The sequence below is a fragment of the Roseixanthobacter psychrophilus genome (assembly GCF_043195195.1).
Classification (GTDB): domain Bacteria; phylum Pseudomonadota; class Alphaproteobacteria; order Rhizobiales; family Xanthobacteraceae; genus NCEH01.
Genome location: NZ_JBAFWT010000029.1, coordinates 1 through 13,631, shown reverse-complemented (window position 1 = coordinate 13,631; position 13,631 = coordinate 1). Strand labels below are relative to the sequence as shown.

General features: G+C 63.5%; 15 protein-coding genes and 1 pseudogene. 13 read left to right on the top strand and 3 right to left on the bottom strand.

Annotated elements, in window-relative coordinates; all coding sequences use genetic code 11:
* Positions 1-12 precede the first annotated feature (12 nt).
* Together V5F77_RS20755 and V5F77_RS20750 are read left to right on the top strand one after the other, a co-directional pair.
* Entirely contained in the window at positions 13-753 is a 741-nt protein-coding gene (locus tag V5F77_RS20755) for an SDR family NAD(P)-dependent oxidoreductase (RefSeq protein ID WP_429007251.1), read from the top strand.
* Between the two features lie 186 nt (positions 754-939).
* Entirely contained in the window at positions 940-1,656 is a 717-nt protein-coding gene (locus V5F77_RS20750; RefSeq protein ID WP_429007250.1) for a FadR/GntR family transcriptional regulator, read from the top strand.
* A gap of 159 nt (positions 1,657-1,815) precedes the next feature.
* Here the strand turns inward: V5F77_RS20750 and V5F77_RS20745 are convergent, their stop codons facing one another.
* Positions 1,816-2,184 (bottom strand): hypothetical protein, encoded by a 369-nt coding sequence (locus V5F77_RS20745; protein WP_429007249.1) that lies wholly within the window; start codon positions 2,182-2,184, stop codon positions 1,816-1,818.
* A gap of 117 nt (positions 2,185-2,301) precedes the next feature.
* Positions 2,302-3,018, bottom strand: a complete 717-nt coding sequence (locus tag V5F77_RS20740) for a Crp/Fnr family transcriptional regulator (RefSeq protein ID WP_429007248.1) — start codon at positions 3,016-3,018, stop codon at positions 2,302-2,304.
* Between the two features lie 166 nt (positions 3,019-3,184).
* On the opposite strand from V5F77_RS20740, the gene V5F77_RS20735 reads away from it, so the two are divergent.
* The 4 genes from V5F77_RS20735 to V5F77_RS20720 all read left to right on the top strand — a co-directional run bounded on the left by V5F77_RS20735 (position 3,185) and on the right by V5F77_RS20720 (position 4,584).
* The gene (locus V5F77_RS20735) at positions 3,185-3,454 is read left to right on the top strand and encodes a CsbD family protein (protein ID WP_429007247.1); all 270 of its coding nucleotides are present in this window, start codon (positions 3,185-3,187) and stop codon (positions 3,452-3,454) included.
* A 195-nt stretch (positions 3,455-3,649) separates the two neighbouring features.
* Positions 3,650-3,883, top strand: a complete 234-nt coding sequence (locus V5F77_RS20730; RefSeq protein ID WP_429007246.1) for a hypothetical protein — start codon at positions 3,650-3,652, stop codon at positions 3,881-3,883.
* A gap of 167 nt (positions 3,884-4,050) precedes the next feature.
* Positions 4,051-4,272 carry a hypothetical protein gene (locus V5F77_RS20725; RefSeq protein WP_429007245.1) on the top strand — a complete coding sequence of 74 codons (222 nt, stop codon included), beginning with the start codon at positions 4,051-4,053 and terminating at the stop codon, positions 4,270-4,272.
* An 18-nt stretch (positions 4,273-4,290) separates the two neighbouring features.
* Positions 4,291-4,584 carry a hypothetical protein gene (locus V5F77_RS20720; RefSeq protein WP_429007244.1) on the top strand — a complete coding sequence of 98 codons (294 nt, stop codon included), beginning with the start codon at positions 4,291-4,293 and terminating at the stop codon, positions 4,582-4,584.
* Between the two features lie 88 nt (positions 4,585-4,672).
* Here the strand turns inward: V5F77_RS20720 and V5F77_RS20715 are convergent.
* A pseudogene (locus V5F77_RS20715) lies at positions 4,673-4,837 on the bottom strand (Arm DNA-binding domain-containing protein); the annotation flags it as partial.
* A 315-nt stretch (positions 4,838-5,152) separates the two neighbouring features.
* Here V5F77_RS20715 and V5F77_RS20710 point away from each other — a divergent pair.
* From V5F77_RS20710 to V5F77_RS20680, 7 genes are all read left to right on the top strand, one after another.
* Complete coding sequence (locus tag V5F77_RS20710) at positions 5,153-6,508, top strand: tyrosine-type recombinase/integrase (RefSeq protein WP_429007243.1); 1,356 nt, start codon at positions 5,153-5,155, stop codon at positions 6,506-6,508.
* Positions 6,509-7,022: 514 nt separating this feature from the next.
* Positions 7,023-7,535 (top strand): ribonuclease HI, encoded by a 513-nt coding sequence (gene rnhA, locus V5F77_RS20705; RefSeq protein WP_429007242.1) that lies wholly within the window; start codon positions 7,023-7,025, stop codon positions 7,533-7,535.
* Positions 7,532-8,296, top strand: coding sequence for a ParB/RepB/Spo0J family partition protein (locus tag V5F77_RS20700; RefSeq protein ID WP_429007241.1), 765 nt, complete (start codon positions 7,532-7,534; stop codon positions 8,294-8,296). Before rnhA ends, V5F77_RS20700 begins: the two co-directional genes overlap by 4 nt.
* A 454-nt stretch (positions 8,297-8,750) precedes the next feature.
* Positions 8,751-9,368, top strand: a complete 618-nt coding sequence (locus V5F77_RS20695) for a recombinase family protein (RefSeq protein ID WP_429007240.1) — start codon at positions 8,751-8,753, stop codon at positions 9,366-9,368.
* 86 nt (positions 9,369-9,454) lie between these two features.
* Positions 9,455-12,832 carry a type I restriction-modification system endonuclease gene (gene hsdR, locus V5F77_RS20690; RefSeq protein WP_429007239.1) on the top strand — a complete coding sequence of 1,126 codons (3,378 nt, stop codon included), beginning with the start codon at positions 9,455-9,457 and terminating at the stop codon, positions 12,830-12,832.
* 4 nt (positions 12,833-12,836) lie between these two features.
* The gene (locus V5F77_RS20685) at positions 12,837-13,475 is read left to right on the top strand and encodes a hypothetical protein (RefSeq protein ID WP_429007238.1); all 639 of its coding nucleotides are present in this window, start codon (positions 12,837-12,839) and stop codon (positions 13,473-13,475) included.
* Positions 13,476-13,631 (top strand): type I restriction-modification system subunit M N-terminal domain-containing protein (locus tag V5F77_RS20680; RefSeq protein ID WP_429007301.1); only part of this gene is annotated, 156 nt, incomplete at its 3' end.

The window sequence follows — 13,631 nt, the reverse complement described above, 5'->3', positions numbered from 1 at the left end:
ACGGTTGATTTCATGTTCGATTTTACGGGCAAGACCCTGTTTCTCACCGGCGCCAATGGCGGGATTTCCCGCGCCGTGGCGCAGACCTTCTTCGACCTCGGCGCCAATTGCGTGCTCACCGATCTCGATGCCGAAGGTGTCGAGGCGTTCGCCCGCACCCTGGACCCCGCCGGGGCGCGCGTCGTCGCCACCCGCCAGGATGCCGCCGACCCTGATGATGCGGATCGCGCGCTTGCTTTGGCAAAGGCGCGGTTCGGGGCGCTTGATTTTCTCGTCACCTCCGCCGGGCTCTATCGGGCGCGGCAGGTGGCGGAGATGGATGATGCCTATTGGCGCAAGGGGATAGCGGTCAATCTCGACGGCGTGTTCTACACCTGCCGGCGGGCGATCCCGCTGTTCGCGGAAGGCGCGGCCATTGTGAACCTCGCCTCCATGGCGGGTCATCGCGGCAGCTTTGCCCATGCGGATTATTCCGCCGCCAAGGGCGCGGTGCTCAGCTTCTCGCGCTCGCTGGCCATCGAGCTGGCGCCGCGCGTGCGGGTGAATGCGGTGTCGCCGGGGCTGATCGATACGCCCATGGTGCGCGCTCTGATGGATGCGAAGGGCGCCGCGCTGCTGGATCAGACGCCGATGAAGCGGCTTGGCACGGTTGAGGAAATCGCCCGCGTCGTGGCGTTTCTCTGCTCGGACTGGGCCGGTTTCGTCACCGGCGAGACCGTGCACGTCAATGGTGGTCTTTATATTGCGAGTTGAGGTGGGGGCGCCCTCCACCTGGATAGACAAGCGGGTGTTCGGCGCCGCGCACAGCGATCGCCGCATCACCGCCGGTCTATCCATTTTTCGGCGTGAAGGACTTAACGTTGCAAGGGGATCGCGCGAGCGATTCTGTTCGCAACCGGTCCGACGCTCGGGCGCACCGAGCATCTGGAGTTAAAGAGGATGACCCGGACCCACGACATCATCGGACGCGGTCCCTCCCTGGCGGACACCTTGGCGCAGCGCCTGCGCGAGGAAATCTCCTCGGGTCGGCTGCGTCCGGGCGAGCGGCTGCCGACCGAGCAGCAACTGGCCGGCACCTATGGCGTGTCCCGCCCCATCGTGCGCGAGGCGGTGGGCCGGCTGAAACATGACGGGCTGGTGCTGACACGCCAGGGGGCAGGGGCCTTCGTCGCCGAACCGGGCGCCGTCTCCACGTTTCGCATCGATATTTCGGACTTCCACAATGAGGACGAGATCCGCCACATCGTGGAACTCCTGATGGCGGTTGAATCCACGGCGACCGCCCATGCCGCCGTGCGCCGCACCGCGCAAGACCTGGAGCATATCCAGGCGCAGCTCGACGCGATGCGGGCGGCCATCGACCGGGGTGATCCCGGCGTGGACGAGGATGTTGCGTTCCACCGCGCGATTGTGGAAGCCACGGGCAATCCCTTCTTCCGCGATCTCTCGGATTTTCTCGATCGGCGGGTGCGCACCTTCATCCGCGCGGCCCGCTCGAACACCGCGCGCATGCACGGTTTGACCGAGGCGGTGCAGAGCGAGCATCAGGCAATCTTTGATGCGGTTGCGGCTGGAAATGCCGAAAAGGCGCAGGCGGCGGCGATTACCCATCTTGAGAACGCCGCCGCGCGACTGACGCTTTATCTTGCCCCGTGAAGGGGTTGCCGGGCGGGGCTGGGCGGAATGTTTCATGTGAAACATTTCCCACGCGTAGAAGAACGCCGGATTCAAGCCCGCTTGACCCGGCTGTTCCACCGCGAACATTGCAAATTCCGCAGAAGTTCTCGCAGGAGAAAAGACGCAGGGCCGACCGGGCTATCGCCCGCCCTGTGCGATCAGCGCCTCCAGATGGGGCGTGATGCTCTCGTGGTCGAAGGCGTCCCCCCACACCGGGACATCGGCCAGCGCCGGCGGCACCCGCGCGATCCCGAGCGGCGCGACGAACAGCATCGGCACCCCCTGCGCCCGCAGGTGCATGGCGAGGGGTTCAAGCTGCGGCTGGTGAAGATTGACGTCGATCACCACCCCATCGACGGGCGCCGCCTCCCGCAGGAAGGCTTCGGTCGCGGAGAAGGTGATTGGCCCCGCGACGTCGAAATCGCATCGTCTGAGAATGCGCGCGATGTCGCTCATGAGCACATATTCGTCGCCGACCAGCAGCACCCGGTTTCGCCGTCCGCTCAAAGCCCGCCCCATCTCACGCGCGATGTGTGTTTCCATGCCGCTGTGTGACAGACCCCAGCCGGGGGCGAGATAACGCAGGTTAACTTTGCAGGAAAAAATACCGTCGCCGTGGCGCGCTCAGCGCGGCTCCTTGGACAGGCTGAGATAGGTCGAATCGAAGTCCGCGAAGGCGGCCAAGGCCTGCCAATCCGAGATGGTCAGCCGGTCGTCTTCCCAGGTGATCAGGTTCCGCGCGCGCAGGCTCTTCATGGTGCGGCTCATGTGCACCTTCGAAATGCTGAGCGCATCGGCGAGGTCGACCTGGGTTATCGGCAGCCAATAGCTGTCGTCGGTGGCAAGCCCGACACTCGCATTGCGCACGAACAATTCGCAGAACAGATGGGCGGCGCGCTTTTCCGCCGAGGCATGGGAGATGGCGAGCCATTGGCGATGAACCGCCGCATCCACCAGCGTGCTCAGCCAGAACAGGCGCGTGATGTGGGGGTGGGTGCGGGTGAGCTCCTTGACGACGGCATGGTCGACGCAGGCGAACCGGCAATCGGTCAGCGCCCCGACGCTGTGATCCATCTTGCGCAGGATGAAGCCGTGGAGATCCACGAAATCGCCGCAGATGTGCAGCGCCGTGATGCGCCGGTGGCCGTCCTCGCTGAGGTTGTAGCGCGCGCAATATCCGCTGAGCACCAGCGTGCTGACCCCTGGACGGTTCCCTTCCCGCACGGCGTCCTCGCCGGACGGTATCTCCACGATATGGCTGGGGAGCGTCTCCAGCAGATGGCATTCATCTGCGGAAAGATGATCGTAATGTTGAAGCCTGCGGACCAGTGGATTGGCCATGACGCGCCCCTTATCCAGCCCTGTTAGAGACGCGCGCAGCGGGCGACACGGCAAAGCGGCCCCGGCGCGGGGCGGACCCTGCCGATTTCGGCAGCAATTTGGGCATTCTGAAGGAACATCGCGCCCCAGCTCCCGTTTCCATTCTGGATCACGCAGGGAGCGAACCATGGACCAGAACACAGTGCAAGGCGTTGCGAACCAGGCCGGCGGCCGCATCAAGGAAGCGGCCGGCGCCCTTTCCGGCAATGCCTCGCTCAAGGCCGAGGGCATGTATGACCAGGTCACCGGCGGCGCCCAGCGGGCGTTGGGGGACACCGCCGACAAGATGCGCGAGGGCCGGCGGATGGTGGAACGCGAGGTGGAGCACCGGCCGTTGCCGGCGCTGCTGATCGCCGGCGCGGTCGGCTTCGTGCTCGGCTATCTCGCCGCCCGTTGATCGCTTTCGCCCGGCCTGTCGGCCGGGCGCCTTTCCCACCGGTGTCCCAGGCTGCTTTGCGGGACGGGCTTTCCGACGGGGCCCTGTGGGATAATGGTGAGCCAGCTTTATTTTCGGTCAAGCTTGGAACGCGTCGGACCCCTCTTGGTTGAGTCTGCGGGGACACGCTCCCCGACAACCGAAAGGAAACGTCCGATGGGCAATCCCAACGATCGCGATCCCCAGGACAAGGATCGCCAGCGCCAACAGGAAGAGCGCAACCGCCAGCAGGGCGGGCAAAATCCGGCGGGCGGCCAGCAGAACCAGACCGGAGCCGGCCAGGGCCAGCAGGGAACGCAGAAGCGTCCCGAGCAGGCCGGCCAGCACGGATCGGAGCAGCGTTCCGACCAGCAGCGCCCCGATCAGAAGCGCAATCCCGACCAGCGCTGACGCTGATGGCCCGACCCGCTGAGACTGCGGCGCGGGCCAGAGCAAAAGACCCCGTCCCTTCCGCAAGGGGGCGGGGTTTTTCTTATGGCGGAACCCGAGCCGGAGTAGAGCGTTTACTATGTGGCCAGCGCGCGAGGCGCTGCGAAAAACGGACGGAAGGAACCAATATGGGCTCGTTTTCCCTCACCACGGCCGCTCCCTCTTCCCTGCGTCTTGTCATTGGCACCGAGGACCGCGAGGTCGCCTCGATCGACGAAGCCATGGGCTTCCTGCACGAGAAGAATGCCGACGCGCTCGGGGAATTCGTCCTCAATGGCCTCGATGCCGAAGCGCCCGGTGCCCTGGTCGCCTTCCGTGACCGCCTGGAACTGATGCGCGCCGTGCTCTGAGCGTGGGCCGGGGAATTCTTGATCAGTGCTGGGCAGAGCTGCAACCATCCGCACATTCCTGCGTTTTTGGGTATGGCCAATTGGAATCGAAAGCTCGCGCTGCCCGTCCCCGTCGCCGATGAGGGAGAGACCCTCATTACCCTGCATGACGCGGCGCTTTTCATGATCCGTCGTTTCAAGGGGCAGCAGTCGGCGGCCGCGCGGCGGACGGTGGACCGTCTGATTTGGGCGGCGGAACAGGACAGTGCCGCTGCTTCCGAAGAGGCCTCCCGCCAGCTCTCCAACTTCCTCGCCTCCCAGCGGCGAGACTGAGCGGCGGCTCCGTCGTTTGATGAACCGTCGGCGGGTGCGTGTGCCGTTCGATGCCTTTCCCGCTCAGCGCGCCCCCTCTTGCCGCTTGGCGGTTCACTCTCCTCTCCCCCGTGGGCCCGAAGGAAAGCTGCTTCGGCTTACCGGCGAACCTGTAGGCGAGACGCCAGATGCGGCTTCCGGTCGGGCTGACGAGCCCATGCAAGCCGCCGCCATCGAACAGCTTGTAGGCTTTGTCCTTCGGCTTGGCGTTGCGAGGCGCGAGGTCCGCTAGAGGTACCCGTAAGCGTGACTTTTGTCGGCGCGAGGCAGATGCCGACGAACCTGCCTACAAACTCATGAGATGCAACGGCACCGCAAGAGACGCGCCGGCGCGACAATTAGCGCGTAAGGGGCTGATTTTGCGGTTCTTTGATGTGTCGTGAGACGACAAGAACGACGAGGTGGTGGAGCCGAGGGGATACTACATTCCGCGAATGCGAAAGCGTTCATCCCTTTAAATTCATGGACTTGAGCCCCATGTTTCGGGTACGCATTTCGGGTACGCAACCGGGTACGCAGTCGCAGAAACATGGCACGCCTCTCCTCCTCCGACCGTCGATGGCTTGAACTGAAAGACGGCAAATGGCGCGTTTCCGTCGCCGTCCCTCGCAGGCTTCATGGCAAGCTCGGCACGCGCCTGAAGGCCCCGCTCAACACCGACAGCCTCGCCGTCGCCAACCGCCTCAAGTGGCCGGTGGTGGCGGAGTTCAAGCAGCGGATTGCGGAGGCAGGTGGGACGAAGGGGAAGGATGTGCTGACGACCGAGGCGCTGGCCCTGGCCGCATATCGGCGGACGGTGAGCGATCCGAGCGAACTTGAAATCCTGAGCGACACCATCGCTGAACGCGCGGCTCAGCTTGCCGGCCCCTACACCGCTGTCGAAACCGACCCGAACACGGGCGAGCCGATCTATCTCCACGACCCCGCGAGGGAGCGCAAAGCCCTGGCGTACGTCGCCCTGGCCACCGGGAAAGCCACGCCGCTGGACGCTCATCATGAGGCATACTTGGCCCAACAGCATACCAAAGCCCGAACAAAGGCTGATGATGCGCGGGCGATCCAATTTCTCCAGACGTGGTGCGAGCGGGAACGCATCTCGCCCACCGTCGAGGCAATCACTCGGAAAGAGGCCACGCGGTTCGCGGACAGCCTCGCGAGCATTGCCGGAGGTCGGGGAGCGGTGACGCTGAATAAGTACATCGGGCGGCTGTCCCGCTACTGGCAGTGGATGGAGCACCGGGAACACGTCACAACCAATGTCTGGCACGGGGTGAAGATTTCCTCCCCGCCAACGCCCCACGACGAGGTGGAACGGGCCTTCAGCAACGATGAGATGCAACGGCTCCTCGGTGGACACACTACGCCAGCCATGCACGACTTGATGCGCATCGCGGCGCTTTCCGGCGCCCGGCTGGATGCCATTGTGGACCTCAAGGTGGGTGATTGCGCAGACGGTCTCTTTGTTTTCAAGCCGCAAAAGAAGGAACCGGCCCCTCGCGCCGTGCCAATCCATTCGGCCTTGACGGAGATCGTGCGCCGCCGCACCGAAGGCAAGGAGGCAGGTGACAGCCTCTTCCCGGAATGGCCGGCACCTCGGAAGGCTGGGAGCATGAGAGAGCGGTCGTTCAAGGCTTCTAACGCCTTCACCGCCTACCGGCGAACGGTCGGGGTGGATGCTGTGGTGGCGGGCAAGCGGAGGAGCTTGGTCAACTTCCACTCGTTCCGTCGCTGGTTCATCACCATGGCGGAACGAGCCGACCAGCCGGAGAGCATCATCGCCGTGGTGGTCGGACACAAGCGAACGGGCATGACCCTCGGTAGATACTCCGCAGGGCCGTTAATGGAACAGGCCAGGAGGTGCGTGGAGGCGGTGAAACTGCCATAGCAGATGATCAAACGCTGCCACGGTGCAGGTCGCGGAGTCACTCCTGGCCCCAATTTCTCAGCCTGTGCGCCGCCTTCGCAGATCGCCAAGGAGCGTCGCCGGCGGCCGCTTTCCAGCGCCAATACCCCTGCTAAATCAGGCCAAATCGGCCGCCAGGGTCGCCTCTGAATCGATCTGAGAGGCGTCCGAATTAGGTCGCACTCAAGCATAAACCGGGACCTTCGCGGCGCGAGCGCTGCCGGCCGGTTTTGCGCCTCCACCTTTGAGCCCCACCGCCCCGTTCGCGCCCGTTTCGCTTCGGCGCGGGCGGTCGTACGCCGTGGACACCGACCCAACTCACGAGGACATCCATGATCCATTCTTGCGCCTCCGCCGCTCGGCGGGGCACGGCCTCATTGTGCCGAAAAATCCGAGACGCCCTCACCTCCTGGCGCCTCGTCAGCAGTCTTCCCCCCGTGGCGGTCTTCGCCCCCTATATCGCTGTCGCCGCGCTCAAACTGGCGGGAGTGCTGGCATGATTATCGCCCATGCGGACGGCTCCTGCCTCGGCAATCCCGGCCCCGGCGGCTGGGCGGTGGTGATCATCGGCAAGGACGGTGCCACCCGAACCCTCACTGGCTCCGACGCCGACACCACGAACAACCGGATGGAACTGACGGCCGCCCTCGCGGCGCTCGGGGCCTTGCCCGCCGACGTTCCCTCCGTGCTGTTCTGCGACAGCGAATATGTCGTGAAGGGCCTCAATCAATGGCGGCAGGGCTGGGAGCGGCGGAACTGGCGCAATGCCCAGGGCAAGCCCGTCGCGAATCCAGACCTCTGGCGCCTTCTCTATGCCGCCAAGGACGCCAAGCCCAACGCTGATGTGCGGTGGGTTCGGGGCCATGACGGCGATGCCATGAACGAGACCGTGGACAGGCTGGCACGGGCGGAGGCGGAGAAGGCCAAGCTGGCACTCCGCGCCCGCCCGCCGGTATCGTCGCCCCACGAACCCGCCCCGTTCGGGCGGATGGAAGGGGTGGTGCGATGACGGACGAATTTCATCTTCTCGACGGCCCGCACCCGAAGGCCGCCGGCCCCGCGCCCATCGCCACCATCCTGGACATCGCCGATATCGTCACCCGCTCGGACTGGCAGGTCCGCGCCCAGATCGATCCCGGCATCGTGCGCAGCTACGCCACCGTCACGCGCACCGGCGGCACCCTGCCGCCCATCCAGGTCGCCCGCATCAACGGCGCCCTCTATCTCGTGGACGGCTGGCACCGGCTGGAGGCCGCCAAGCTCAACGGCGAGACCTTCATCTGCGCCGAAGTCGCCGACATGAGCGAGGAAGAGGCGCAGTGGGCGGCGGCACGGGCGAACCTGTCCCATGGCCTGCCGCTCAAGCCCCGCGAGGTGCGCACGGTCTTCCGCGCCTATGTCCGCAGCCGCCAGCACCGGGACGGCCGGCGGTTCAAGTCGTACCGGGAGATTGCCACGGATCACGCCAACCGCGTCGGCCACACCACCATCAGGAACTGGATGCAGCAGGACTTTCCCTCGGTGTTTCGCGCCATGGGCGAGGACAGCGGGCGGCCGGACGGCGGAGAAGCGCAAGGCGTCCCGGCCATCACCGCCCTTGCCCGCGCCAAGGCCAGCCTGGACCAAGCGGCGGCGGAGGCACGGGCGCTGAACGAGGAGGATCGCCGGGAGCTGTTGCGGCACCTTCGCGAGATCGAGGCCAAGATCCCGGACGGTAGGCCGTGGGAGCCGACAGAAAATAGCGAAGAGGAGGGAAACCCCGACTTCTGAACGACTTACCGGCGGGCTGTTCAAATTGAACACCTTAGACACCAGAATGGCCCGCCGGCCCTTGCAGCTCAACAACTCATCGGGATTTGCCCCGAACTGGCCTTGACCAGCGCCGTCCCGCACCACCCCGGCCAAATTTGCCGGAAATCCGTGAAGCCGTCTCGATAGAAACCAACGCACGGCACATCCCCCGCCCCCCGGTCGGCGCCAATCGGTGTGCGGCCCGCCGCCATCGCCGTGGGCATCTTCCCTGAGTCCCTCTCCGGCGGCCTTCGCACATCCGGCGGGAGGCAGAGGAGAGCTGCCGTGCGGCACGGCTCGCCCCCATACCGAAAGCCCCTCTGAAAACCACCGCTTCGGCCCCAGCATTTCCAACGCCTCGCGAAGGTTGTTGACACCATACCGTAATCAATTGTATTCGGTATGAAGCTCACCGACATCCTGGAACCCACCCATGCCCGCCAAGGCCCATCGGCGCGTCGCCTTCTATTTCCGCGTCTCCACCCACGATCAGACCACCGAGAACCAGCGCCGCGAGCTACAGACCGTGGCGGACAAGGCGGGGTGGGATGTGGTGGTGACGTTCGAGGACGCCGGCATCTCCAGGGCCAAGGGCCGGCAACAGCGCCCCGGCTATGACGCCATGCTGAAGGCGATCACCCGGCGCGAGGTGGACATGGTGGCCGCATGGTCCGTGGATCGCCTTGGCCGTTCCATGCCGGACCTCGTGGCCTTCCTGTCCGAGCTTCATGCATATGGCGCGGACCTCTATCTGCACCAGCAGGCCATGGACACCACCACGCCCTCCGGCCGGGCCATGTTCCAGATGATGGGCGTGTTTGCCGAGTTCGAGCGGGCCATGATCCAGGAGCGGGTGAAGGCCGGTCTTGCCCGTGCGAAGGCAGAGGGCCGCAAGTTGGGCCGGCCGACCATCGGCGCAGACCTGGAGGCCCGCATTCGGGCACTTCGGGCGCAGGGCATGGGCATCGTGAAGGTGGCCAAGACGCTCGGCATCGGTGTGTCGGCTGTGCAGCGCGTGGATGGGGGGCTGCGCATGGCTTCCTCGGAATGAAGGTGCCTGACACTCCTATCTCGTTAGACATTCCTCGGTGGGTCTGTGAGATTGAGCCGCGCGGGACCTCAGCCGGCGAGGGGGCAATGGGCTCAGTTAATTTCGGCTTTCTGGACGCCCACGACGCGAAGCTCTCGGTGCTTGGAGGGCTCGCGGAGCGCTACTTCCGCGAGGACCCGTCGACGGCCATCGTCAAGCTGCGCCAATTCGCGGAGCTGACGGCAAAGATCATTGCTGCCCGCCATGCCTCGTATCGCGGTGAGCGCGAGACGCTCGATGACACCCTGCGGCGCCTGTCCTATGAGCGGATCATCCCCAAGGAAGTCGCTGATGTCTTTCACGCCTTGCGTAAGGCGGGCAATGCCGCCGTTCACGAGGCGAAAGGCAGTCATGCAGAGGCCCTAACCGCGCTCAAGTTCGCCCATTCGCTCGGCATCTGGTTTCACCGCACCTATGCAAGGCAGCCGAATTTCAATCCGGGCGTGTTTCTCCCACCGCCGGAGCCGATCGATGCCACCACAGCATTGCGTGAGGAGATTCGGGCTTTGCTCCGCAAGGTTGCGGAGAGCGAGGATGTCGCTGCCACGGCGCGTCGTGAGGCAGAAGAGCATGCTCGTGCTCGCGAAACGCTTGATGAACGGCTGAGGCGAGAAGCGGAAGAGCGGGCGGCGTGGGAGCAACTGGCCCAGGAGACGGAGGCGGAGAAGGCCGCCATCGCGGAGAAACTCGCGGCCCTCCAGTCGGAGGCCGAAGCCGCGCCACGACAAGACGCGATCGAACTGGTGGAGCGTGGCGAGCAGGCCGCTGCCAAGCTCGAACTCGACGAGGCGGAAACTCGCGCCCTCATTGACCAGCAACTCCGCGATCGGGGCTGGGAGGCAGACACCAGGGATCTGCGCCATAGCTCAGGCGTGCGTCCCGCCAAGGGCCGGAACATGGCCATCGCCGAATGGCCCACCGCCAAAGGACGGGCCGACTATGCCCTGTTCGTCGGGACCACCCTGATCGGTGTGGTGGAGGCCAAGCGCCAGCGCCGGAACGTCTCCGCCGCCATCGACCAATCACAACGTTATTCGATCGGCATCAAGGACAGCACCGACTTCGTCTATGCGGGCGGCCCGTGGGGTGACCATCGCGTGCCGTTCGTCTTCGCCGCCAACGGGCGCTCCTACCTCAAGCAGATCGAGACCGAGAGCGGCATCTGGTTCCGGGATACGCGCCGCGCTGCAAACCACCGCCGCGCTCTGGTGGACTGGCCGACGCCGGAGGGCCTCACCGGCCTGCTCGAAGTGGACCAGGACGCCGCCTCTGCTGCGTTGAAGGCCCAGCCCTTCGCGTTCGGCTTCCCTCTCCGCCATTATCAGGAGAATGCCATACGTGCCGTCGAGGCGGCGCTCGCCGAGGAACGGAGGTCCATGCTGGTTGCCATGGCGACCGGCACCGGCAAGACCAAGCTCGCCATCGCTCTGCTCTACCGGTTGCTTTCCGCCAAGCGGTTCCGCCGCATCTGCTTCGTGGTGGATCGCTCGGCGCTCGGCCACCAGACGGAGGGCGAGTTCTCAACCACGAAGGTCGTATCAGGCAAAACGTTCGCCGAGATCTTCGGATTGAAGGGGCTCGAAGATGTCACGCCAGATCTGGAGACGAAAGTCCACATCTGCACCATCCAAGGGCTGGTGAAGCGGGTGCTGTATGCCGCCGATGGGTCAGAATCTCCGCCGGTCGATCAGTACGATCTTATGGTCATCGACGAATGCCACCGCGGCTATCTGCTGGACCGCGAGATGTCCGACGAGGAGCTCAGCTTCCGGGGCCAGGAGGACTACATCTCCAAATACCGGCGGGTGCTGGAGTATTTCGATGCGGTGAAGGTCGGCCTTACCGCCACGCCGGCATTGCACACCACCGACATCTTCGGCGAGCCGATCTTCCGCTATTCCTACCGCGAGGCGGTCATCGACGGCTTTCTCATCGATCATGAACCGCCCATCCGCATTGAGACCGCCCTCGCTCGCTCGGGCATCGCGTTCTCCGAGGGAGAGCAGGTGGAACACCTTGCGCCTGCCACCGGCGAAATCGACACCGCGATCCTGCCCGATGAGATTCATTTCGAGGTCGAGCAATTCAACAAGCAGGTCATCACTTCCGAATTCAACCGCGTGGTCGCGGAAGAGTTGGCGAGGCACATTGACCCGTCACTGCCCGGCAAGACCCTGATCTTCGCCGCCACCGATGGCCATGCCGATATGGTCGTGAACGCCATCAAGAAGGCTTTCGCCCACGCCTATGGCGAGATTGAAGATGCAGCGGTTAGGAAGATTACTGGCAGCGTGGACAAGGTGCAGACCTTGATCCGCTCCTTCCGTAACGACACGAATCCGAAGGTCGCAGTGACCGTCGATCTGCTCACCACCGGCATCGACGTTCCGAAGATCGTCAACCTCGTCTTCCTGCGCCGGGTGAACAGCCGCATTCTCTACGAGCAGATGATCGGGCGGGCCACGCGGCGGTGCGACGAGATCAACAAGGAGGTGTTCCGCATCTTCGACGCGGTGGACCTCTACCCGCACCTCCAGAACCTCACCGACATGAAGCCGGTGGTGGTCAATCCCGCCATCAGCTTCGAACAGCTCGTCGCCGAGATGATCGGTGCGACCGACGATGCCCAACGCGAAGCGATCCGCCAGCAATTGGCCGTCAAGCTGCGGCGTCGGCTCGGAAAGCTGCCCGCGGAAGCCCGACAACGGTTCGAGGCGATCGCAGGCATAACCCCTGAGGCGATGTTGCAGCAGGTGTTGTCCGACGCGCCGGCGGCTCTGGCATCCTGGCTTAACGGCCGGACCGCCATTGGGCCGATCCTCGACTGGCAGGCAGATGGGCAGGCGCCGCGCTTCATCCCCATCTCAAACCATGACGACGAGATCGTCGCCGTCACGCGCGGCTATGGCACGGGCGAAAAGCCGGAGGATTTCCTCGACAGTTTCTCGGCCTTCGTGCGCGACAACATGAACGCCATCGCCGCGCTGAAACTGGTGGTGCAGCGTCCCCGCGACCTCACCCGTGCCGATCTCAAGGAGCTGCGCCTCGCCCTCGACCGCAAGGGCTATTCGGAAGCGAACCTGCGCCGCGCCTGGGCTGACGCGAGGAATGAGGAGATCGCAGCCTCCATCATCGGCTTCGTGCGGCAGGCGGCGATCGGCGATCCGCTGGTGCCTTACGCCGACCGCGTGAAAGCGGCCATGCGCTCCATCCTGGCAGGACGCTCCTGGACGGAGCCGCAGAAAAAGTGGTTGAAGCGCATCGGCGAGCAGATCGAGAAGGAAGTGGTCGTCGACCGCGAGGCCATCGACAAGGAGCCCTTCAGCGCCGATGGGGGGTTCAATCGGCTGAATAAGGTGTTCGGCGGGGAGCTTGAGAGCATCCTCGCTGGGATCAACGAAGAGATGTGGAAAAGAGCGGTATAGAAAAATGGAAACTGGACTCGCTGTTATTGAAGCTCGCTGGTGGGACGATGGAAATCATAGCGTGAGAGGCCTATTCGAAAGTGTTTGCGGTCTCGCGACAGGAAACCCATTCTCATTTCGTTATGACATGTTTTGCGATGAGAGTTCCCTATCGACAACAACGGCATTTGTTGGAAGCGACATCAAATTTCACGCCATATATTTGGCCGCCCATGGAGATCAAAGCTCTCTTCAAGGAAGTGAAGGCCATGATATCTCGAGAACCAAACTTAGAAATATATTGAGATCATCTAATTCAAGCTACACCTTGACAGGATTGTATTTTGGAAGCTGTCTCATATGCAATGAAAATAACGCTAAATTTTTACTAGATAGAAATACAGGAATTAATTTCAATTGGATTGCAGGTTATTCGAAGTCCGTGGATTGGGTTGTTTCTTCGTGTGTTGATATGATATTTTGGTCATTTCTAATTCAAGAGCGACTTAAGAACCGCTCTCGGAGAAGAAACAAAAAGAATGACCTTCAAATTGCATTGCACGCAGCTTCTGAAATGAAGAAGGTAATGCCTACTATATTTAATGAGCTTGGATTTAACATGTATCACCTCGACGGCGGCGATCAGCTCACGAAGGTTTGGTAAATGACCACCACCACCGATATCGTGGCCAAGCTCTGGAGCCTGTGCCATGTGCTGCGCGACGACGGCGTCACCTACAATGAGTATGTGACCGAGCTGACCTTTCTCCTCTTCCTCAAGATGCTGGAGGAGACCGGCCACGAGGAGCGCCTGCCGGAC

Bases quoted from the DNA above. Each gene is read 5' to 3' on its own strand.
- V5F77_RS20755 (WP_429007251.1), top strand. From the start codon at position 13: ATGTTCGATTTTACGGGCAAGACCCTGTTTCTCACCGGCGCCAATGGC.
- V5F77_RS20750 (WP_429007250.1), top strand. From the start codon at position 940: ATGACCCGGACCCACGACATCATCGGACGCGGTCCCTCCCTGGCGGAC.
- V5F77_RS20740 (WP_429007248.1), bottom strand. From the start codon at position 3,018: ATGGCCAATCCACTGGTCCGCAGGCTTCAACATTACGATCATCTTTCC.
- V5F77_RS20735 (WP_429007247.1), top strand. From the start codon at position 3,185: ATGGACCAGAACACAGTGCAAGGCGTTGCGAACCAGGCCGGCGGCCGC.
- V5F77_RS20730 (WP_429007246.1), top strand. From the start codon at position 3,650: ATGGGCAATCCCAACGATCGCGATCCCCAGGACAAGGATCGCCAGCGC.
- V5F77_RS20725 (WP_429007245.1), top strand. From the start codon at position 4,051: ATGGGCTCGTTTTCCCTCACCACGGCCGCTCCCTCTTCCCTGCGTCTT.
- V5F77_RS20710 (WP_429007243.1), top strand. From the start codon at position 5,153: ATGGCACGCCTCTCCTCCTCCGACCGTCGATGGCTTGAACTGAAAGAC.
- rnhA (WP_429007242.1), top strand. From the start codon at position 7,023: ATGATTATCGCCCATGCGGACGGCTCCTGCCTCGGCAATCCCGGCCCC.
- V5F77_RS20700 (WP_429007241.1), top strand. From the start codon at position 7,532: ATGACGGACGAATTTCATCTTCTCGACGGCCCGCACCCGAAGGCCGCC.
- V5F77_RS20695 (WP_429007240.1), top strand. From the start codon at position 8,751: ATGCCCGCCAAGGCCCATCGGCGCGTCGCCTTCTATTTCCGCGTCTCC.
- hsdR (WP_429007239.1), top strand. From the start codon at position 9,455: ATGGGCTCAGTTAATTTCGGCTTTCTGGACGCCCACGACGCGAAGCTC.
- V5F77_RS20685 (WP_429007238.1), top strand. From the start codon at position 12,837: ATGGAAACTGGACTCGCTGTTATTGAAGCTCGCTGGTGGGACGATGGA.